Here is a 21629-nt window from a genome sequence, read left to right as displayed (position 1 = left end):
GTTCGGCTAGCGAAGAGGGGAATTAATATATTTCTTGGGACATTGCACTGAAATAGTCAATAACAACTCTGCGAAACTCTAAAGCTGCTTTCGAAATGTACCTGCTTTTGTGCGACAATAAAGCAATTTCCCTCATCAGCAGATGATCTTCTACTTGGAGATATTTAATGTGATCTCGTGGGTTTCTTGCTGTTCTTGGTATAAATGCGATGCCGATTTCTGCTTCCACAAGTGCGGTTAATCTTGCGGGTTCATTTCCTTCGTAGACATACTTAGGTACAAAACCGACGGATTGGCATTTGGAATCCACCAGATCACGAACACCGTACCCTTTCTTCACGCCTACAAACCATTCATCCTTAAGCTCTGCTAACGATACGCTGCTTCGCTCCGCAAATCGATGACTAGCTGGAACGGCTACAATGATCGGATCAGCAAACAGGATCTGACATTCTATATCATCGCCTTCAATCGGAGGGGAGGACAGACAAAAATCGACCTCTCCTCGATGAAGAAGCGTGGACATGTCCCGTAAGGTGGCCATTTGTACATGAAATTTTATGTGCGGCTTGTTTTTCCGAAATTCCCGCAGGATGCTTGGCAATGTGCTTGCCGTGGTCACTGCGAGTTCCAAAGTGCCCTGTTCGGGACTTGCGAGGTCACTGATTTCCCGTTTTCCTTGCTCCAATTCAAATAAGGCTTTTTCGGTTCGGCGAAGAAAGGTTCTTCCGAATTCGTTTAGTCGAAGCTTTCTCCCCATTCGATCAAATAAAGGAGCTCCTAGATCATCCTCTAGCCGTTGTATTGTTTTGCTGAGTGAGGATTGCGTAACATGCAGTTTTCCTGCGGCTTCCGTAACATGCTCGCATCGGGCGACTGTCAGAAAATATTGTAGTTGAAGCAGCTCCATTTCACATGGCCCCTTATTCCTTCTGGTTCATTAAATCATAACATAAAATGCGTTGGAAAGAATGAAGCGTTTCATGTAAGATGACAGCAAGACAAGGAGATGTGATTAAAATGAACGATCGAAATAAATGGTTATTGATAGCTGTGGGATTGGGAATCATGCTGAACCCACTAAATTCCTCCATGATTTCTGTTGCCATTGCAAGGCTGCAACAGGTGTATCTGCTTGATTTTACAGACGTGTCATGGATTATTTTTTCATTCTATATAGCGAGTGCCGTCGCTCAACCTGTCATGGGCAAGTGCAGTGATTTGTTCGGCCGCAGGAAGATATTCCTTACCGGTCTTGTTGTTGTCTTTGTCTCCTCCATGTTAGCCCCGTTATCGCCGAGCTTTTCGTGGCTCATTGTATTTCGAATCGTTCAATCTATTGGCACAAGCATGATGGTTGCGGTCGGAATGGCGATTGTAAGAATTTACGTTACCGAGAAGCAAGCAGCTGCCTTGTCCGTCCTGGCGATATTTCTGTCCGGAGCAGCAGCGATTGGCCCCTTTATTGGTGGTATATTAATTCATTGGTGGAACTGGCCTAGCATCTTCCTTGTTAATATTCCGCTTGTATTAGCAAGCTTTTTATTTGCCTGGAGAGCAATCCCTAAGGACGAGCCAAGCGAATCTACTTCTGGCGAAAGGTCCATTCGGAATTGGCTAGGTTTGATTGATGCCCCAGGTATCTTGTTGTTTACGGTAGCTTTGGTTGGTTTGCTGATTGGGCTGCTTTCGTTCAAATCATCCGGACATCTTTCAACATGGAATCTGCTGGCAGGAGGAATCGGTTGTATTGCGCTCGTGACATTTATAAGACACGAACTAAAAACGGCATCACCTTTTATCCCTTTGCGAGCCTTCGCTAAATATCCGGCAATGACTTGGGTGAATGTGCAATTCATGCTCATCAATATTCTTTTTTACTCCCTGTTTTTTGGCATACCGACTTATTTGCAGCAGGTACGTCATATCAATGAATTTGATACAGGAATTCTCATGCTAGCCCTTGGCTTGTGTTCACTTGTTATTGCTCCTTTTGCTGGACGTTGGATTGACAAATCAGGTTCACGGCCAGCTTTAATCGTATCTGCAGGGTTCATGACATTAGGGTCTATATGGATCATGCTATTGGATGAAAATTCACCGGTCGTTAGTGTAATCCTGATTTTAGCTTTATTTGGAATAAGCAATGGGCTCAGTGGTGTCGGCATGCAGGCGGCCTTGTTCAAGAGCACGCCAAAAGAAATGATTGGTGTCGCATCGGGGATTTTTAATACTTCAAGATATCTGGGCACTATTTTATCATCATTGTTGATTGGAATCGTCATGGGGGATGCGTTCAGTGCTATAGGCTTCCAAATGCTCGGATTCATCCTTACGATACTGGCCACCATCTTGATCGTCATGAACTTACGAGGTCAGCGTTTATCGGAATCGCAAGCGGTTTAAACAACATGATGCGTTATATAAACAAATAGAGTTGCGTCAATAAAACAAAAGCTGCAATCAAATTGTGCAGCTTTTGTTTTTTACGTTATTTTAGTTGTTTTGATTTGTCTATCTAAGAGTTCCAACTTTTAAGTGCAATCGTATTACTCATCCATATCTGAGTTCGCATCAAGGTCGAGCTGTTTCAAAACCGGTACAGTTAATTCTCTTCGGAGCAACGCGATCTCATGTTTATAGGGCGGATTCTTATATTTAATTTTGCCTATGGAGGGAGTCTCCAGCAGCTTGGGCAAATCAATCAGTTGAGGATGGTGTACGATGTAGTCCAGTGCCGATAATCCAATGTATCCATGACCAATGTTCTCATGTCTATCTTGGCGAGAACCACGTTCATTTACACGTGGCAAGTGTCCAGACATATAGATAAACGTTCATTGTGCGTAACTCCATCGATAATCCGAGCCAGTTCTTCAAAGCTTTTGCCACACTCGGTTCCTTTTCCCGCCATTGTTTCAAGGGAAATTTGAACGTGTTTTTTGGGGGACAATACTTCGTTCAGTCCTTCTATTATTTTTTTGAGCCCCAAATCCACTCCTGCGCCTACATGACTCCCTGGATGCATCACAATCTGATCCGAGCCTAGAGCTTCTGTCCGTTCTATCTCATCACACATAAAAGACAGGCTGTGTTCAAATACTTTACTGTTAATCGTATTGGCCAAATTGACTAAGAAAGGGGCATGAACAACGATATGGCTAATGCCATGCTTCTTCATATGTGCGTGACCCGCTGAAATATTATAGTCGGTTATAGGCTTTCGCTTACTGTTTTGAGGGGCTCCTGTATAGATCAAAAATGTATTAGCACCATATGACGCAGCTTCTTCACTTGCTCTAAGCAGCATTGTTTTGCCACCCATGGATACATGACTGCCAATTAGCATGCAGAAGACCTCCGTTTAATGATCTTGCAGAGTAAGTTAAACGAAGTCTGCCCTTGATTATTTAGGAATATTCGAGGAAATGGCTTATGCTGATATTCAATAATACGGAGTTTAAAAATGTTGTTGACACGACACCAAATGGTGACCTATTATTTAAGTGACACTAAATGGTGTCGAATTGAAAATTCTCGCCTCGTGGGCGCTACGTTCGAAGAGCCGCATAATTTAAGAAGGTTGTGAAATTATCGGCTGTCCCTTGGTAATAATTTTTAGGAGAGGGTGTTGTGAGCGAGAACAACCCGATGCGGGATGTGTTTGACGCGATTGCAGATCCAACTAGACGCCGATTGATTCAGCTGTTAGCAGAAACAGAGGAGATACCGCTGCATGAGTTAACGGCACAGTTTCAAATGGGCCGAACAGCAGTATCCAAACATTTGACAATCCTTAAAGAGGCCGGGCTGGTGCTTGATCGAAAAGTCGGCAGAGAAACGCGATTTAGGCTAAACGCCTCTCCACTCAGAGAAATTCAAGATTGGGTAGGCTTCTACAGCAAATTTTGGAGTGCGAACATGCTGCGCTTGAACCAACTATTTGAGGAGGAAGAAGAATGAGTTTAACATTATCTTTGGATTTTCAGTACACGACATCAATCGAGAAGGCTTGGTCCGCTTTAACTGATCCAAGCAAGCTTGCCAAATGGATCATGGAAAATGATTTTAAGCCCGTCGTTGGACACCGTTTTCAGTTCCGCACGCAGCCGTCCGAATGGTGGGATGGCATTATTATCGGAGAAGTACTGATCGTGGAAGAACCAAACCGTTTGTCCTATACTTGGGCCAGCGGAGGGGAGCAGCACACGGTTACTTGGACGCTGCAGGATTTAGGGGAAGGAAAGGTTAATCTTCATCTTGAGCAAACCGGATTCTCCAATACTCAAGGACTTGAAGGCGCTAGGTATGGCTGGACCAATTGGTTCGGCGGGTTTGAACAGGTATTGGAGCAATAACCGTATTCGGTGTTAAAACAGCCTAATTCCCCATGCTGAAATAGTGGGGACGATCATTGAACCTTGCTTGAACTGAATAAACACATAAAAAGGCTGCATAGGCTGCATGTATATTGCAGCCTTTTTACGTCTATTTCTGAGATGTTCTTGTCGTTTCGGGTCAAGTTCGCACTAAGTGCATATATTTAAAGTTAGTCTGTGATTGCCCAAATGTCTAAGCCTTATTATAGCGAATTGGAGGGATGTTAAGCATGAGCGAATCTAATCAGGATTATATCGTAATCTCGGGTGCGAGGGAAAACAATCTTAAGAACGTATCCTTGCGTATTCCCAAGCGAAAGATCACGATCTTCACCGGGGTATCCGGATCAGGCAAGTCATCGATCGTCTTCGATACGATTGCCGCAGAATCCACGCGATTGCTGAATGAGAACTTCAGCATGTTCGTACGCAACTTTCTGCCCCGCGTCCCGCAGCCGGATACGGACGCGATCGAGAATCTGAGCATGGCTGTTATTGTGGATCAGAAGCGGCTCGGCGGCGGTTCCCATTCTACAATGGGCACGATTACCGATATCTCTCCCATTCTCCGTCTGCTGTACTCCAGAGTGGGTCAGCCCTATGTTGGACAAGCGAACATGTTCTCGTTTAACGATCCGCAAGGGATGTGTCCCGAGTGCAATGGGATGGGTCGCAGGCTGGGCGTCGACATGAGCAAAGCGGTGGATATGTCAAAGTCGTTGAATGAAGGGGCAATTCTGCTGCCGGGCTATGCGGTGGACGCTTGGGATTGGAACCTAATTGTGCAGACGGGCTTCTTCGATCCAGGCAAGAAGCTGAACGATTATTCGGCTGAGGAACTGGAGCAGCTCCTGTACAGCAAGGCAGGGAAAGTGGAGATGCAGTTCGCCGGTAAGGCAATGAACATTACACTCGAAGGCATCATTGAGAAGTTCATGAACAAGTACATTAAGCAGGATGTGAAGACGAAGTCCGAGCGGACACAACGAGCCGTTGCGCCGTTTATCTCCGAAGGTCCCTGCTCCAGCTGCCACGGAGCGAGACTGAGTCAGGCTGCGCTCAGCTGCAGGATCAATGGATTCAATATTGCGGAGATGTCCTCCATGGAGGTCGGGCAGCTCATTCGTGTCATTCGCGAGATTGATGATCCTGTCGCTGCGCCAGTCACCAAGTCGCTGACGGAGCGGCTGCAGCATTTGGTGGATATCGGACTTGACTACTTGACGCTGAACCGCGAGACGGATACTTTGTCCGGCGGCGAGTCGCAGCGCGTGAAGATGGTGAAGCACCTGAGCGGCAGTCTGGTGGATGTCACTTACATTTTCGATGAGCCCAGTGTTGGCTTGCACCCCCGTGATGTGCATCGGTTAAATGAATTGCTCCAGAAGCTGCGCGACAAGGGCAATACTGTGATTGTGGTGGAGCATGATCCCGATGTGATTAAGTTGGCGGATCATATCGTAGATGTTGGGCCTCACGCCGGCAGCCGCGGCGGAACCATCGTATATGAAGGAAGCTTCCAAGGCCTGCTGGAGTCAGGGACACTGACAGGCACCCATATGAAGCGGCCGCTCCAACTGAAGCATGATTGCAGGCAGCCATCCGGGAAGTTGTCCATCAAGGATGCGACACTGCACAACCTGCGGAGCGTGAGTACAGATATTCCAACCGGAGTGCTGACAGTAGTTACGGGTGTCGCTGGCTCGGGTAAGAGCACACTAATAAACGAAGTATTCCTCAGCCAGCATCCAGATGCAATCGTGATCGACCAATCGGCGGTGGGAGTGTCAACACGCTCGAATCCCGCAACCTACACGGGCATTATGGATGATGTGCGCAAGGCGTTTGCTTCCGCGAACAAGGTGGGCCAAGGCTTATTCAGCTTCAACTCCAAGGGGGCTTGCGAGAACTGCCAAGGGCTGGGTGTTGTGTATACAGACCTTGCCTTCCTCGATAGCGTGAAGCTGCCATGTGAAGTATGCGGAGGTAGACGCTTCAAAGAAGAGGTGCTCGCGTACAAGCTGGACGGCAAGTCCATTGCAGAAGTGCTGGAGATGACAGTAGAGCAGGCATTGGCATTTTTTCAGCTCAAAGAGGTAGTACGCAAGCTTCAAGCGATGAGTGATGTGGGTCTCAACTATATTACACTTGGCCAGCCGCTCAGCACGCTATCGGGTGGGGAATGCCAGCGGATTAAGCTGGCAATCGAGCTGCACAAGAAGGGCAGTATTTACGTGATGGACGAGCCGACAACCGGCCTACATATGTCAGATATCGGCCATCTTCTGGAAATTATGAACCGCCTCGTGGATGCCGGCAATACGGTGATTGTCATTGAACACAACCTCGATGTAATCAGCCAAGCGGATTGGATCATCGATATGGGACCAGACGGAGGAAGCAAGGGCGGCCAGGTAGTGTTCGAGGGCGCACCTGGGCAGATTATCCATGCGGAGCAGTCGATTACGGGAAAATACTTGATGTAAGGCATCAAATATACTTTCGTAATATATGGGATTCGTAATTTCTTAGCATGACAAGGAGAACATATTAAATGTTAAACCTTCGTATACTCAACCAGGGCTGCCAGCAAAATCGGCAGCCTTTTGCTTAAGTAACAGAAGTACGAAAACGGACAACTTTCGAAAATTGAGAGCCTGATACCGTCAAGCATAATTTAAGGTTCGAAGCTACCTTCATCGAGTGGAAATCAGTTCTAAATGTTGTTTTAAAAATGCTCGATCGCACCGCAGCTTCCATGGAACTTTCCTTTGGTGTAGTTACCAACCAGTACCAACATGGAATCTTTTAATTAGCCACAACCTTGGGGGGAAATTAACCCCTGAATCCATTAACATGAATTGAATTATGTTTAAACAAATGTATTGAAAGATCCAAGTTATTCAATAATTCAACATATTTAGCCAAAGCTACTCCTTATCTAATTAAATGGTGATGTCTGTATATTTCAAACAAATATCTTGATTACGGTCTAAATAGACTAGTACAAAAGTTTTGATTTAGATATAATATTACAAGTGGTGTTTGTATTTGGTGTATTAATTTGGAATCATTGGACTATTAAATTTTGGAGAGGAATGAGAGAACATTTGTCAGCTGCAATCGACTTTTATGTAGGACTCATTGACGACAAGACAGCTAACGATATTTTGGAGAGGTTTAAGGAAACTGTCCCTGGCTTTACAAGACCTCCATTAGCTAGAAAACGGACTCATATTGCTCAAGTTTTCAAACGTCAAACCCCAAAAACAAGAAGAAAAACAAATATCGACCCATTTTTTGATTATATCCATAATTCTCACAATCTGCATCATCTTGCTCATCTAGAAAATAATGATGAATTTCTGGTTAGTATTTCAAGAAAAGAATTTCCTGACCATTTAAAAGTTGCTCTAACGATAAAATATAATATGGAACTTTTTTTAAAAATTTTACCAGAATTACAAAGGCGTCAACAGAATAATGAGAAGTTATTTAATTATTTAAAAGATATTAAGACCGAAGAAGAAGCTTTAGAACAGTTTAAAAATGATTTATTTTTGACGGAAATTCAATATAACAGGCTGATTGAAATGTCCATCTCTATTCTACCGAAAATCCACGACAATACTTTTAAATCGGAAGTTGAAAAAGTGGAAAATTTATCATTACTTGAATTCTTTCATTACTTTGAGCAATCAGAATATGATGCTTTGCCTGGATTGGCCTATGCGACCCAAAAGAATAATCTAGACTACTTGACTCGTTACGGTTTAGTGACGAATGCGTTATTTCACTTCACGAGAGACAGCTTGCAACTCTATGAAGAGAACCAAAAGTATAAAGAAGAAATCAAAGATATTAAGATATCTTTAAACTCAGTGAAAGATGCAGTGAAAGATATTTCCGAACTTAATAAAGAACTAAGTTTGGCATCGAAAGATATCGAAAAACACAAAGCTATTGTTCAGCAATTAACACAACAACTCGAAAAAAAGGTCTCTGAAGTCAGCCAATTAACAGAAAAACAAAAAAAAGAACTACTGGAACAAGAGGAGCACTGGGTAAATAAATCTAAGAAAAAAGAACAGGAATTATTAGAGCTTCAAATGATAATAGATAGTTGGAAAGTAGAAGTAACAGAGAAAGTTACAGATTTTTGTATTATTTATGAATCAACCGATGTCTCCCTTGCTCAGCATCTATATCCAGAAGTCCAATTTGTCACTTACAAAGACTGGGATAAACAAAAAAGTATATTACAAAAGAACGGGTTAACTAGGTTATATATTCAACAAAATGGAGTGCCCTCAAAAAGACTGTTTCAATTGCAACAATCCACTACTGATATACAATCATCAACATTTGTGATGCATGATCATAAAACTCTTATTGAATTAATTGCGCTGTGGAAGAGAGGAGTACCAAACTATGTTCAGATTTGATCAAGAAGAGAAAAAAAGATATTCAAATATCGGGCAATGTTTGATGCTAGGTGCATTAGCCTCAAAAGCAGAATTGAATCATTTTAATGATGAACCAGTTATGCCTAAAGGTCTAACAAACAATCTTCAATTTTATGTAAAACCTTTATCACCTGAACCGGTACCTTTAATTGATTTAAACTATATGTTTTCTGAAAGAAACCTAAGCCCTTTATTCATTGGATTAACGGACAATAATTTGTTATTTCCACGAAATTTATACCCAGCTGGGTATATTTACACTTCTGATCTTGATAAACGGATTGAAATGCTGCGTGCTCGGCTTGAGGGTAAATTAATTGTTTTTCGTACCCAAATAAACTACCTTAAAACTGCAGATGGTTATTCAGAGAAGGTTTTCAAAAACGTTAAAGTAGATAATATTGAGCCAGGCTATAAAGAAGGCACAGAATATGCTTCTGTGCCAAAATTAACAATGAATATTAACTCTTGGGAGGTCAGTATACAATCAGGACAGGCACTCCGCTTTACAGACTACTATAATCATGCAGAAGGGCCCAAATACGTAATCTGTGGTGAATATTTATACAAGTTAGAAGGTACTTGGTCAACGACTTCATCTGACCTAGGTTGGACTTATGAATCTGCCTTAGAGACTGTTGAAAAAGTGAAAATTAATCCGGATGCAATCTCGGAATTTCAAATTTATGGTAGCGACAGTCTAGTATTTCTGGATAAAACTTATCTTCAGAAAACAAATTCATCTTTTACTCCGGTAGCCTCTCCTGAACGAGTAGGAGTAAAGGGATCAGTAGCACCAACTCCCACACATGAGCACCAAGATGAGAACGAACAAGAGGATTTGAAATATAATGATATTGAGAGCCAATTTCTGGAGCATCTTAAAACACTTGGTGAGTCTAAAGGTTTATTTTATGATATGTCAGATCTCGTAAACTTCCATGTAAGTGTTAAAACAAATCCTATAACTGTTCTGGCAGGGATGTCTGGAACCGGAAAATCACAACTTGCTGCTCTATACGCAGAGGCATTGGGACTGAAGCAAGAAAAGAATACTTTACTAATTCTTCCGATTAGCCCCAGCTATACAGAGCCAAGCGACCTTTTAGGTTATCTTAATGCATCAACAGGGCTATACGTTCCATCTGACACAGGGTTCGTTGAATTTTTAAAACATGCGAAGGACTATCCTGAACAAATGCATATGATAATGTTTGATGAAATGAATCTTAGTCAAGTTGAGCACTGGTTTGCACCATTTATCAGTATTTTGGAGATTCCTGAAAACCAAGTACGAAAACTTCGTTTATATAATAATGAAATGGCGACTTGCCATAATCGTTCTGACTATCCCGATTCGATTCAGGTTGGAGAGAACATTATCTTTATCGGTACGGCAAATGTTGACGAAACTACTAAAAATTTCTCAGACCGTTTTCTTGATAGGGCTAATATCGTTACTTTAAAAAAGCTATCTTTCAGCTCACTTTTGGAGAGGGAACCCGTAGAGCCTACTAAGCCACTATTATCCTTTGCTTCAAAAGATGTTTTCACAAAATGGCGCAGTAAAGATTCAGCGATGAGCGCATTCAGTATAGAAGAACTTAATTTTTTTGATCAATTACATGAACTTATACAACTATATGACCATCAGAAAGGAGTTTCCCATCGTGTACTACGAAAAATGGGCGAATATCTCAATTCAGTTCCGAAAGACCATGAAGGAAAACTTTATCTCGAACGTAGACTTGTAATTGACTTACAGGTTAAACAACGGATACTCACCAAAATCCGAGGTGCATCCGATCAATTTCAAGCACTTATTGGAATATCTAGCGACAATCAGGGTGGTGTGCAACACAGTGAGCTTTTTAAACTATTCACAAACGATATAGCGAGAGAAATTAGTGATTTCGAATTCACTTTAGGAGAAATCCATCGAAAGGCACGAGAGATGGCGATTCATGATTATGCTTCCTAAGGTTTTTATTGGGCGCCGTTATAGTCATGAGGAGTGGACGGAAGAAAAACTTATTCTACAGAAAAGTAATGAACGCTTATCTCCTTCACTAGTTGTTAATGAATATCAAGCAATCCGTATACGATTTGAATCGGATTGTTTGACCGATCGATTATTTGTAGATCGTTTTGATAAAGATGAAGTAATGATTCTTGAATCTGGTGATGACAAAGAACTTATTGATATCAATCAGACTGATCTTATGCCGGCCCCAGGTCATTATATGGTCCGACTTGAATCGAGTAGTGGTATTTATCAAGGTATGTATACTATACGTGGGAGTAACTTTGATGAAGATCGCCTGTTTCAATTGCGTAGTTATCTAGAACAAAAGATTGCTGGTTTATCCTACGATCTTGTAACTCGGCGTTTTGGGGCTTATGTAGATGAGAATCAATCTTCATCCCATATACTTAACATATTTCGGCACATACAATCCCATTACAAAAAGTTAATACACGCTTTGGAGTCTATTCTAGTGGAACCCTCAGAACATGTAGTGCAACAGTACAAGGTTCGTTCTTTTTGTAAAAAACCAGATATTAAAAGTCAAAGATGGTTAGCTACAAAAGGTGGACGAAAAAATGCAAATGCGTTTCGTCCAGAACGCTATTTTGAAAAGCATGCAATGCTTACGACTAATGTGCCTGAGAATCAGTGGTTAAAATGGTTTCTCCTCTACCTCAAAAGGAATGTTAAAAATTTGGAACACGGATTTAGCCAACGATATTGTTCTCAAATGGAGAAGGTGGAAAATTCCAAGTTGCGTCTTGTGAAAGCGAATGAGAACATCGCTAGACACGAAAGTATGAGAATTCAGTATGGGAACAAAAATGTACTACAAAATCTTCGTAAAGAGCAAGTTGGAATTAGTAGAACATTAAAGCAGCAGGAGGAAGAGGCTGCTCGTATCCAAAATGAATTACTACAAATTAAAAGAATGGTTAGCATATTCTCTCGGTATTTAGAAGATAGATGGTTAAAAGATGTAACGACCAAAACTTTCTTTACACGGCCACCTACAAAAGTGCTAAGAGATCAACGTTATTCTGTTTTGTATAGACTTTATAAAGAGATCCATGTGCAATTGAATAGAGATTCATCTAATAGGGAGAGCACTTATCCTTATAAACGCTCTTCTGTGTTAATGGAAGTTTATTCTGTTTGTCTTGTTATTGAATTATTGCAAGATATAGGTTTTGAATGGGAGAGCGGTTGGTTAGCAAATCATCTTCAAGAACGATATATCGGTGAGCTTGTTTCTGGAGATAAGGTGTCCTGTATAATGAAGAATGGATACCGAGTTGATGTGATTTATGATCAGGAAATTCCTAAACGTCTAGATGAGGGAGAGTTTGGATTCATAGCAAACCTTCATAATAGGCCGGATATAAGACTTGATTTATTTGAACCATCAGGTAAATTAATTAAAACATTAATAATTGAAGTAAAGTATCGTAAGTATCGATACTTGTGGAATACTGAACTAAATTCAGAAACGGACGACTTTATGCAAATTAGCGACTACAATCGAATTCTTTATCGCTGCCCTGTAGAGAGAAATCGTAGTTCTAAAATTGCAAAAGTTATCGCATTGTACCCAAAGCAGCGTGCTGGAGCTGAATATGAGCATAAACATGATGGATCTGTTACGTTCATACAACTTGAACCAGTGGACCCAAATACAAATGAAGTACCGTTTGGTTACGATAATCTTAAGGCGGAAATTTCGATCTTTTTAGAGTCCAATATTCCTGATTTAAGAAGAGTAGATGTGATTTAAGTCTAATTTATCCTGTAATAAAGTTCTATTACATCCTTGAGTCCTTCTGATACAAGGGTTTAAAAACATACTTCAAGGCTGACTTATATTTATTTGATGCCTTGCAGTATGTTTTTTGCGCTGCTGTCGAGTGACAAGAGCATTCTCCGAGTATAATCCGCGAAACCGCGGGGGTTTTAGTTGTCGGATCAAGTTCTTGTCATTTGGCGATGCCAAATCTCTCATCCAGGTTGGCGGCCTTGCTCTTTTGGATTTGGCCTTTGCCGGAGGTTTGCACAGGGGATTCGGTTATCGTCCATACCTGATGCCCTTCCAACAGAATATCGTCGTAGCGCCGATCCATGTCGTGCAGAATCGCTTCTCCTAGCGGAATTCTGGCTGCCCAGAATTTCTTTTTAACTTCTCAACTCTCTTGTTGAAATTCACGGATAAGCGTAGCCTATTCCTGACCGTCGCACGCTTCAATACCGAGACATTCCCGCAGTAAATGAGCGTGCATGACATGTTTAAAGAGATAATCGGTGTTGAAATACGTGCTAAAACAGTCGTGGATGACAATCCCAGAATTAACCGGCAAGAATCTGATCTCTTTTATGGTTTGCTTGCCTCGACTGGGATGAACTGTTCATCCGATTATTCTGCGGGGCCATTTTTGATGAATTTTCCAGGAGAAATCCCGGTCACCTTCGTAAAGCTGCGAATAAAATTCGCATAGTCACCAAAGCCCGATTGATAACAGGCCTCCGTAATACTCATACCCTCAGTTAAATAATATTTCGATAGCTCCACGCGGCGACTGAGAATGTACGCTCGAATGGTGAGTCCGGTGTGCTTCTTAAATTGCCGACTAATATAGGTGCTATTCATGTACAATACCTCTGACAAATGTTCAAGCGTCAGTTCCCTCGCAAGGTTGACTTCAATATAATTCATTGTGTTGCGAACCAGTTCAGGCATAATGTCTGTTGGAACAAAGGTGGTATTTTGAAATGCTAGATTCGTAATGACAAGCAACTGAGCGATTCGGACATTAGCTTCAATATCGGCTCCATAAGCACTCGATGAGAGACTCTGCTCAAGCTCGCGAGTTAATTGCAGTACTTGTTGCAGCTGGTTCTCTTCCAGATGTACGATATTTCCCTTGCCCATGGGGCGATAATCGAAGCATGCTGACAAGTTGGTGGTTGAGGTAGACAAGCGGTTCAGATATGACTTTTTGAGATTAATGGTTATTCGCTCATATTCGCTTTGGTCTAGGGCAAAGGAACGGTGCATTTCCTCTGGGCTGAGAACGAGCAGATCGCCAGGCTGCAGATGGTAACAACGGTTTTCAATATAAAAATTCACATTACCGCGAAGGAACAAATACAGCTCATACGCATTATGCCGATGATAGAACGTGCCCATGTTGTACGTGGTAACGCGGTGAAGATACAAGAGCTCAGTCTGAATAGGGTCGAACAGGTATTCCGAAGATTCATTCATACCAAACAGATGACCTCCTTGTCGTTTCGCGCAATAAATAAAGCAATTTGTGCAATGAAATTGCATACACGAACCTATAAAATGTAATCATCCTAGCATGTTGGATCTAAATTTACAAGCGTTTTCGAAGTTAGCATCTACAACGCGATTGGAGGATATTATGGAACTGATTTTCACTGCACGAAGCCGATTACAAAAGAATATGGAATATACGGGATTGAGTGGACATGGTCTGAAGGCTGACGTTGAACTAGCAGGCGGGACAGGAAGTGCAAGAGACCCTTGGCAGGCTAATGTAAAAATTCACAACTGTGGGGAAAACGCATGGTTCGGAGTCATTCATGTGGAATTGCCGTTTGGCAAGCAAAATCCGCGATTTTTCCTGCCGGCATTTATGTATGGACGCAACCGAGGAGAGGCACCGCAAAATGTCCCCAATCAGTTTCCGAGATTGCGGGAAGGGAATCCGACTCTCCCTTCGTCGCCTTGGTGGATGGTCCGCAGCGATCGGTTGTCGCATCCAGCCGCACTGGTCTATGATGAGGGGCACGTATACGGCCTGTGTGCAAGCCCGTACTGGATCAGCAGCGGCGGCAGAAAGCAGCAGTGGCAGCCAGGGCTGAATGGGACGTTTGTACAATATGGGGGATATACTTGCTCCATTGACAAAGGTACGGTTGGATATACATTGGGATATGAGAATGCGCCGTTACTATTCATTAAATCAAGACTTGTTCACGAGCGGGCTCCCCTGGGTGATAATGTTTTCGAACTGGCCGTTGGAGAGACTGTTGAGCTGACTCTTGCTCTGTACGCTTACGAGTCGTCATCAGAGCTTGGCATTAATACAGCGCTGGAAGCAATCTATGATCGGTATCATGAGCAGCCGAGAGAAGGAAGTGACATTCAGACAACCGTATCGGATCTATCCAGAGCGATTTATGAATACGCTTGGCTGCCAGAGGATCGTCATTATTCCACATTTGTATATGAGGATGCTGAAAGCGGAGGCTACAGGTACAACAAAATTATTTCTATCAGCTGGACGAATGGCATGACTGTTGCTGCACCGATGCTGATGGCTGCTCTGCGGCTTAATGACGAACCCATGCGGCAGCAGGCCTTGTCCTGCATTACGAATATTATTGAACATTCCATGAATCCTGAATCCGGTCTTCCTTATGATGCTTATCAAGACGGCATATGGAGCATAAAGGGCTGGTGGTTCGACGGAATGCGGACGCCGGGACATTCTGCGTATCTGGTCGCTCAAGCCATGTTCTACATCCTGAAGGGCTACGATTATGAGCTGCGAATTCGGAATTGCCAACACAATGATTGGCTTGTATATGTCAAGCAGGTGCTTGATCGCATGGAACGTACTAAAAATACGGATGGAGAGTATCCGATTATTTTGTCAGAGCGGACAGGAGCAGGTCTCGAATATGATGGATTCAGTGGCGTCTGGTGTCTCGCTGCTCTGGCATACTACAGTTGGCTAACCAAAGATTTATCTTCGATCGATGGGCTTAGACGGAGTGAAGCCCATTATTACGATACGTACGTCAAACATATGGAATGTTATGGTGCACCGCTGGATGCGGATAAATCGATCGATTCGGAAGGGATTCTGGCTTATATTAAAGCAGTTCGGTTTTTGCACGCGCTGACCGGAGATGATCTTTTCCTTGATCACATGAGGGACGCGATCGGTTATGAGTTCAGCTTCAAGTTTTGTTACAACTCACCCGTCAAGATTCCGCCGCTCAGTACATTGGGGTGGTCCAGTTCTGGGGGGAGTGTTACTTCAGTAGCCAATCCACATATTCACCCTATGTCCAGCAATCTAGTGGATGAGCTGTTTTATTACGTACAGCAGCGGGAGGAAGCTTATGTTCTTCAGCGCATGATGGACACAATCGGCTGGGGCTGTCAGACATACAATCGCTATGATCAGGAATACGGCTATGGAAAAAAAGGATGGATGTCCGAACGGTTCTGCCATTCGGAAGGACTTGTCACCGAAAAGTACGCAGATGGTACTCCAGCCAGCACCTGGTTCTGTCTGATGCCTTGGGCTGGCGGTTCGGTCATCGAGGGACTTGCTGGCGACTACTGGGAATATTCACAGACTTATTGAGAACTTACGTAAAAACATAGCAATAATTGCGGTACTTCCTGCTTGAAATCATCAGTAAAAGGAAGCATGCCCTTATCATTTCCGTGAGATTTTAAAATAAATCGTGCATCACCCTCATATGAACTTCCATTTATAATTGTTACTATAACAGTGTAGAAAGACAATACGGATTGAATTAGGAGGGTTAAAGATGTTGAAATGGAAGCGTTCTCTTACAGTCTTAGCGATGGCGGCTTTGCTGGGAACGGCGGCGGCATGCAGCGGCGGAGTGAATAACAATGCAGAATCCACTGCAGAACCTGCTGGTACTAATGCTGCGTCAACGGCTGCACCTAGCAATGAACCTGTTAAGCTGCGTATTATGTGGTGGGGGTCCCAGCCACGCCATGAGGCGACCTTGGCTGCGCTGGAATTGTACACAAAGAACAATCCTAATGTTACGTTTGAGCCGGAATACTCAGGCATGGATGGGTATCTGGATAAATTATCGACACAGGCTGCCGCTAATAACGCACCGGATGTCGTTCAGCTTGATCCAGGCTGGATGCCGGACTGGATGTCGCGCAACCAATTGGTTGAGCTGGCTCCTGAGGTTGATATAAACAAATTCGACGAGAAATTGCTGGCAGGAGGTCAACTTGACGGTAAGCAATACGCTGTTCCATTGGGTTCAGTTGCATTCGGTATGGTGTATGACAAAGCTGCTATGGATAAACTCGGTATTGCAAATCCGGTCAATGGCTGGTCATGGGATGATTTCTTCACCTTGGCCAAAGAATCCAAGTCCAAGCTGCCAAGCGGACAATATTTCACCTTGGACTATGCAGGTAACTACTTTATGTATTCAGCCTACCAATATGCTAAAGGTAAAGGCCAGGTTATCACTAATGATGGGCATTTCAATGCAGATCAAGCAACCTATCTGGAATGGACCAAGAAATTTGAAGAGCTGCGCAAGGAAGGACTGGTTCCTCCAGCTGATGTAAACGCATCCGACAAGGAAAACGATCCGCAAATGGACTTGATGGCCGCGGGTAAGGTTTTGTTCCGGTACAGCTTTTCCAATAATTTAGGCACTTGGGATAGTATTAAACCGGGGGCTTATGCACTTGTAACTATGCCGCGTGCAGAAGAAGCAGGCGGATGGTTGAAGCCATCGATGTATCTGTCTGTCTCCAAAAACTCCAAGCATGCTGAAGAAGCCAAAAAATTCATTAATTGGTTTGTGAATGATCAGGAAGCAGCTAACATTTTGCAGACATTCCGCGGGCTTCCAGCTAATAAGGAAATAGCAACCTCCCTAGAAGCAAGCATGAGTGATCTGGATAAGATTGGTTTAGGTCTCCTCCGTGCTACAGAGCCGGATGGTCAAACCTGGTCGGCTGGAGCAGGCGGCTGGACAAACTTTATCGATAAAGACTGGGTGCTTGTCAGGGATCAGCTCAGTTTTGAAAAAGTTACGCCTGAGAAAGCCTATGAGCAGCTGAAAGAAGCCGCGCAATCTTACGAAAAATAATGCAAGAACGAAGGCCCGGAGCAGTCTTGCTTCGGGCCTTGCATTTATTTCGGTAAGGAAGATTAGCTCTTCTTTTTTATCGTTATATTTTGAAAGAATTCGAGCATTCCCCTCCTTTAGCGGGACATGTACGACCTATATACTTAAACTATAAAAATTAAGCACAAGAGGTGACGACAGATGAACCGTTCTACAGCCACTATAGCCCAAACTGCTGCGAAAACGAAAAAAAGCTCATATTTCAAAAGCAGATGGAACGCTCCGCTAGCAGGATATTTGTTTATTTCCCCCTGGCTGATCGGGTTTCTAGCGCTTACGGCGTACCCGTTATTTTTATCGCTGTACTATTCATTTACCGATTACACGTTGATGCAGCCGATGAAGTGGATCGGGACCCGCAATTATGAGCGTATCTTTACAGCAGATCCCAAATTCATTCAATCCGCTAAGGTAACCTTTACTTATGTGCTGGCGTCCGTGCCTTTGAAGCTAATAGCCGCTCTTTTTGTAGCTATGATCCTAAGTAAGGCCGTAAGAGGTATCAGCATCTACCGTACAGCGATTTATTTCCCGTCACTCATCGGAGGCAGTATCGGGGTATCACTACTCTGGCGCAATATTTTTGGTGTAGACGGGGTCTTTAACAAACTGATTGCTGTCTTTGGCTTTGAAGGAAAGGGCTGGATTACCAATCCCGATACGGCGCTTGGCACGCTGATTCTGCTGACGGTCTGGCAGTTCGGATCTACCATGGTTATTTTTCTGGCAGGACTCAAGCAAATTCCGAATGATCTGTACGAGGCTTCTTCTGTAGATGGGGCAAGCAAAGTATCCCAATTTTTTAAAATCACGCTGCCGATGCTTTCACCGATTATTTATTTCAACCTGATCATGGCAGTCATTGGCGCTTTCCAAATGTTCACCTCCGCATTTGTGATCACAAACGGCGGGCCGATGAATGCCACTTATGTATATGCGATGTACTTGTATGAGAGGGCATTCAGCCGTTACGAGCTGGGATATGCTTCGGCACTTGCCTGGATAATGCTACTGGCCATTATTGCAGCTACCGTCCTGATTTCCCACACCTCGAAGTATTGGGTATTCTATGAAACAGACACTGGAGGGAGAAAACGCAAATGACAACAACACTAAAATGGAAGTCGGCGCTTCGTCATCTGTTCATGATTCTCTTCAGCTTCGTTATGGTTTACCCGGTTATCTGGTGGATCGGTGCTTCACTGAAACACAGCACAGAGCTTACCTCGCCGTCCATTTTTCCTGCTGTACCGCAATGGAGCAACTTCACTAAAGGCTGGAACGCGGTTCCCGGACATACGTTTACCGATTTTTATCTTAATACCTTCGGACTTGAACTTGCTGTAATTGTCACAACCTTGTTATCCTGTACACTGGTTGCCTTCGGTTTTGCAAGATTGGATTTTCCGTTGAAAAACTTTTGGTTCTCCATCCTCATGCTGACATTAATGATGCCTGGACAAGTGCTGATCATTCCTCAATATACCCTGTTTTATCAGCTGGGTTGGGTGAATACGTATCTCCCGTTCATCATTCCCCATCTGCTGGCTGGAGGGGCAGGCGGCAGCTTCTTCGTCTTCCTGCTGATCCAATTTATACGCGGTGTTCCCAGAGAACTAGATGAATCTGCCAAAATTGACGGGTGCTCCTGGTTCGGAATCTTCTGGAGAGTGGTCATGCCTCTTGCTTTTCCGGCAATTGTTACCGTGACCATCTTCTGCTTCCTGTGGAATTGGGACGATTTCCTGGGTCATCTCCTGTATATTAACACAGTAGACAAATATACGGTCGGCCTGGCGCTTCGAATGATCAATGATTCTCAGTCTGCTCAGGAGTGGGGTCAGCTGCTTGCCATGTCACTAGTGTCTATTCTTCCGGCAACCATCCTCTTTATGTTTCTCCAGAAGTATTTTGTGGAAGGGATTGCAACGACTGGAATTAAAGGATAAGATGTAAAAAAACATCTCTCCATCAACGGTAAAGCGTCGAATGCCCTTCGCTGCTTTACCGTTTATTGTGTCTGAACCGGACTTGAAGGGAGGTCGAGCATTTGTTCAATCCTTTTAAAAAATATAGAATTGACCGTCTGTTTTTTCATAGCTTTGCCATTGTGCTTATTGCAGTAATCGGTGTTACCGCATGGACAAGCTACAGCAATTCTTCCAAGGCGCTCGTACAGACCACCTCCCACTACCAGCAACAGCTTCTTGATGAATTGAATAATGAAATTAACACCAAGCTGGTCATGATCGAACAGATATCACTGTCCAGTTCCCGCGATAGCGAGCTGACCAATTATCTTCTGAACAGACAAGACGAATTTGAGAGATACCGCAGACGTGCTGAAGTGGAAAGCGCTCTTGCAAATTTGACTTATGCTATTCCTCTAATCCAAGGAATTGACCTGTATATGGATAATCCAATCCTAAGTGAACGGCAAAACTATATTCAATTCCGAAATTTTATGGATTTGGATACAAAGGGAAGAGCCGAATGTTTGGCGAAGAGCGATTATTGCTGGTCCAAAGAGTATATGTTCCCCAGTACGCAGGGCGAGATTCCTGTACTTAGCTTTTACAGAAAAATAGTCTTTGAGAATGACTATTTGGGAGTTCTAGTCGTTCACATCAAAGCCAACGAAATACGAAAACTGTTAACAGGCAATTCGGATGGATCAAACAGGATCATGGCGGATAGCGAAGGTCAGCAAATTATGAAAATAGGTGATGCGCTGGATCAGAACGATTGGTCTAGGTGGATTGATGTGAAAAGTAATAAATCCGGTTATGTCCATATTCCGGCAAAAGATGGCTCGCATGATACACTGCTCGTCTACTCCAGAATGGATAATTCCATCTGGACGCTTATTGAATTTACATCCTGGAAACAAATCACGGCAAGCAGCCTGAAGCTGGCAGAATGGATCGGCTTGATCGGTATTGCAGCAGTCTTGCTGGTCGTGCTCCTGACCCACTTTTTAAGCAGACAGTTTACTAAGCCTATCAAAAGGCTTGTAACTGCGATGCGAGTGTACTCCGTAGGAGGAGACAATGTAGAACTTCCGATGGATTATGAGAATGAATTCGGTTATTTATTCTCTGGTTACCGAAAGCAGAACGAGAGGATTGAAGAACTGTATCTCTCTCTGGAGCGCCGTTACGAACAGCAGCGGAAAGCCGAAATTGAGGCACTTCAGGCCAATATTAATCCGCATTTCCTTTATAATATGCTGGATCAACTGAACTGGATGGCGATTGAGGCAAGGCAGAATGAACTTAGCCGGATTTTGGAGCTGATGGGTCGTATGTTTCGGATCGGCTTATCCAACGGGAACAGTTTTATCCCTATAGCTGATGAACTGCTGCATATAAATTGTTATTTGGAAATCCAGCAGCTGCGCTGGGGAGAAGGACTTGAATACAGGATTGAGGCTTCCTCCGACCTTCAGACATTATATATTCCAAAGCTTACACTGCAGCCATTCGTGGAGAATTCTATCGTTCATGGCTTCAACAAACAGAGAAGCGGCTATGTGTCAATTTTAATGGAAATAATTGGTGATACTGTGCGCATTGTCATTGATGATAATGGTTCGGGACTGAAGCAGTCTGAAGACAGGCCGCATAACCGTCATACAGGAGGCTATGGTATACGCAATGTAAGAGAGAGGATTGCCGGATATTTCGGTGTGAGTTATGGAATCGTTCTGGGAGAACGTGAAGAAGGCGGAACAAGAGTGGAAATCACGCTCCCGTTGCTGACAGAGCCTCCAAGCAAAAATGACTGATCCCCGATATGATT

At 43.4% G+C, this 21629-nt stretch carries 15 protein-coding genes and 1 pseudogene; 12 read left to right on the top strand and 4 right to left on the bottom strand.

What is annotated here, in order from left to right; genetic code table 11:
* Nucleotides 1-22: 22 nt before the first annotated feature.
* Nucleotides 23-910, bottom strand: a complete 888-nt coding sequence (locus AC50YG_RS04545; RefSeq protein WP_494825000.1) for a LysR family transcriptional regulator — start codon at nucleotides 908-910, stop codon at nucleotides 23-25.
* Nucleotides 911-1020: 110 nt separating this feature from the next.
* Here AC50YG_RS04545 and AC50YG_RS04540 point away from each other — a divergent pair, with 110 nt between their 5' ends.
* Nucleotides 1021-2406, top strand: a complete 1386-nt coding sequence (locus tag AC50YG_RS04540) for an MFS transporter (protein WP_494824999.1) — start codon at nucleotides 1021-1023, stop codon at nucleotides 2404-2406.
* Between the two features lie 143 nt (nucleotides 2407-2549).
* On the opposite strand, the pseudogene AC50YG_RS04535 reads toward AC50YG_RS04540, so the two are convergent.
* Nucleotides 2550-3349, bottom strand: a pseudogene (locus AC50YG_RS04535) (deoxyribonuclease IV).
* 284 nt (nucleotides 3350-3633) lie between these two features.
* Here AC50YG_RS04535 and AC50YG_RS04530 point away from each other — a divergent pair.
* The 6 genes from AC50YG_RS04530 (at nucleotide 3634) to AC50YG_RS04505 (ending at nucleotide 12648) form a co-directional block, all read left to right on the top strand.
* Nucleotides 3634-3963: an ArsR/SmtB family transcription factor gene (locus AC50YG_RS04530; protein ID WP_338556431.1), complete on the top strand. Its 330-nt coding sequence runs from the start codon at nucleotides 3634-3636 to the stop codon at nucleotides 3961-3963.
* Entirely contained in the window at nucleotides 3960-4358 is a 399-nt protein-coding gene (locus AC50YG_RS04525) for an SRPBCC family protein (protein ID WP_494824996.1), read from the top strand. Before AC50YG_RS04530 ends, AC50YG_RS04525 begins: the two co-directional genes overlap by 4 nt.
* A gap of 251 nt (nucleotides 4359-4609) precedes the next feature.
* On the top strand, nucleotides 4610-6865 hold the full coding sequence (locus AC50YG_RS04520) for an ATP-binding cassette domain-containing protein (protein ID WP_494824994.1): 2256 nt from the start codon (nucleotides 4610-4612) through the stop codon (nucleotides 6863-6865).
* A gap of 612 nt (nucleotides 6866-7477) precedes the next feature.
* Entirely contained in the window at nucleotides 7478-8824 is a 1347-nt protein-coding gene (locus AC50YG_RS04515) for a hypothetical protein (protein ID WP_494824993.1), read from the top strand.
* Nucleotides 8811-10826, top strand: coding sequence for an McrB family protein (locus AC50YG_RS04510; protein ID WP_494824991.1), 2016 nt, complete (start codon nucleotides 8811-8813; stop codon nucleotides 10824-10826). The genes AC50YG_RS04515 and AC50YG_RS04510 overlap by 14 nt, the downstream gene beginning before the upstream one ends.
* Nucleotides 10810-12648 carry a DUF2357 domain-containing protein gene (locus AC50YG_RS04505; protein ID WP_494824989.1) on the top strand — a complete coding sequence of 613 codons (1839 nt, stop codon included), beginning with the start codon at nucleotides 10810-10812 and terminating at the stop codon, nucleotides 12646-12648. Before AC50YG_RS04510 ends, AC50YG_RS04505 begins: the two co-directional genes overlap by 17 nt.
* Before the next feature lie 199 nt (nucleotides 12649-12847).
* Here AC50YG_RS04505 and AC50YG_RS04500 read toward each other — a convergent pair whose 3' ends face one another.
* Together AC50YG_RS04500 and AC50YG_RS04495 are read right to left on the bottom strand one after the other, a co-directional pair.
* Entirely contained in the window at nucleotides 12848-12991 is a 144-nt protein-coding gene (locus tag AC50YG_RS04500; RefSeq protein WP_494824987.1) for a hypothetical protein, read from the bottom strand.
* Nucleotides 12992-13281: 290 nt separating this feature from the next.
* Nucleotides 13282-14133 (bottom strand): helix-turn-helix domain-containing protein, encoded by an 852-nt coding sequence (locus tag AC50YG_RS04495; protein ID WP_494824986.1) that lies wholly within the window; start codon nucleotides 14131-14133, stop codon nucleotides 13282-13284.
* A 160-nt stretch (nucleotides 14134-14293) separates the two neighbouring features.
* Between AC50YG_RS04495 and AC50YG_RS04490 the strand changes: the two genes are divergently transcribed.
* The 5 genes from AC50YG_RS04490 to AC50YG_RS04470 all read left to right on the top strand — a co-directional run bounded on the left by AC50YG_RS04490 (nucleotide 14294) and on the right by AC50YG_RS04470 (nucleotide 21615).
* Nucleotides 14294-16273: a hypothetical protein gene (locus AC50YG_RS04490; RefSeq protein WP_494824984.1), complete on the top strand. Its 1980-nt coding sequence runs from the start codon at nucleotides 14294-14296 to the stop codon at nucleotides 16271-16273.
* Between the two features lie 190 nt (nucleotides 16274-16463).
* Nucleotides 16464-17789, top strand: coding sequence for an ABC transporter substrate-binding protein (locus AC50YG_RS04485; RefSeq protein WP_494824982.1), 1326 nt, complete (start codon nucleotides 16464-16466; stop codon nucleotides 17787-17789).
* 180 nt (nucleotides 17790-17969) lie between these two features.
* Nucleotides 17970-18932 carry a carbohydrate ABC transporter permease gene (locus AC50YG_RS04480; protein WP_473755614.1) on the top strand — a complete coding sequence of 321 codons (963 nt, stop codon included), beginning with the start codon at nucleotides 17970-17972 and terminating at the stop codon, nucleotides 18930-18932.
* The gene (locus AC50YG_RS04475) at nucleotides 18929-19777 is read left to right on the top strand and encodes a carbohydrate ABC transporter permease (RefSeq protein WP_494824979.1); all 849 of its coding nucleotides are present in this window, start codon (nucleotides 18929-18931) and stop codon (nucleotides 19775-19777) included. Before AC50YG_RS04480 ends, AC50YG_RS04475 begins: the two co-directional genes overlap by 4 nt.
* A gap of 101 nt (nucleotides 19778-19878) precedes the next feature.
* Nucleotides 19879-21615, top strand: coding sequence for a sensor histidine kinase (locus AC50YG_RS04470; protein ID WP_494824977.1), 1737 nt, complete (start codon nucleotides 19879-19881; stop codon nucleotides 21613-21615).
* The last annotated feature ends 14 nt before the right edge of the window (nucleotides 21616-21629 follow it).

It is taken from the genome of Paenibacillus sp. J31R34 (genome assembly GCF_059383715.1).
Note: the sequence above shows the minus strand (reverse complement) of the source record. Positions and strands in the feature narration are given on the sequence as shown.

Bases quoted from the DNA above. Each gene is read 5' to 3' on its own strand.
- AC50YG_RS04480 (WP_473755614.1), top strand. From the start codon at position 17,970: ATGAACCGTTCTACAGCCACTATAGCCCAAACTGCTGCGAAAACGAAA.
- AC50YG_RS04510 (WP_494824991.1), top strand. From the start codon at position 8,811: ATGTTCAGATTTGATCAAGAAGAGAAAAAAAGATATTCAAATATCGGG.
- AC50YG_RS04525 (WP_494824996.1), top strand. From the start codon at position 3,960: ATGAGTTTAACATTATCTTTGGATTTTCAGTACACGACATCAATCGAG.
- AC50YG_RS04515 (WP_494824993.1), top strand. From the start codon at position 7,478: ATGAGAGAACATTTGTCAGCTGCAATCGACTTTTATGTAGGACTCATT.
- AC50YG_RS04490 (WP_494824984.1), top strand. From the start codon at position 14,294: ATGGAACTGATTTTCACTGCACGAAGCCGATTACAAAAGAATATGGAA.
- AC50YG_RS04485 (WP_494824982.1), top strand. From the start codon at position 16,464: ATGTTGAAATGGAAGCGTTCTCTTACAGTCTTAGCGATGGCGGCTTTG.
- AC50YG_RS04545 (WP_494825000.1), bottom strand. From the start codon at position 910: ATGGAGCTGCTTCAACTACAATATTTTCTGACAGTCGCCCGATGCGAG.
- AC50YG_RS04495 (WP_494824986.1), bottom strand. From the start codon at position 14,133: ATGAATGAATCTTCGGAATACCTGTTCGACCCTATTCAGACTGAGCTC.
- AC50YG_RS04475 (WP_494824979.1), top strand. From the start codon at position 18,929: ATGACAACAACACTAAAATGGAAGTCGGCGCTTCGTCATCTGTTCATG.
- AC50YG_RS04500 (WP_494824987.1), bottom strand. From the start codon at position 12,991: ATGGATCGGCGCTACGACGATATTCTGTTGGAAGGGCATCAGGTATGG.
- AC50YG_RS04520 (WP_494824994.1), top strand. From the start codon at position 4,610: ATGAGCGAATCTAATCAGGATTATATCGTAATCTCGGGTGCGAGGGAA.
- AC50YG_RS04505 (WP_494824989.1), top strand. From the start codon at position 10,810: ATGATTATGCTTCCTAAGGTTTTTATTGGGCGCCGTTATAGTCATGAG.
- AC50YG_RS04540 (WP_494824999.1), top strand. From the start codon at position 1,021: ATGAACGATCGAAATAAATGGTTATTGATAGCTGTGGGATTGGGAATC.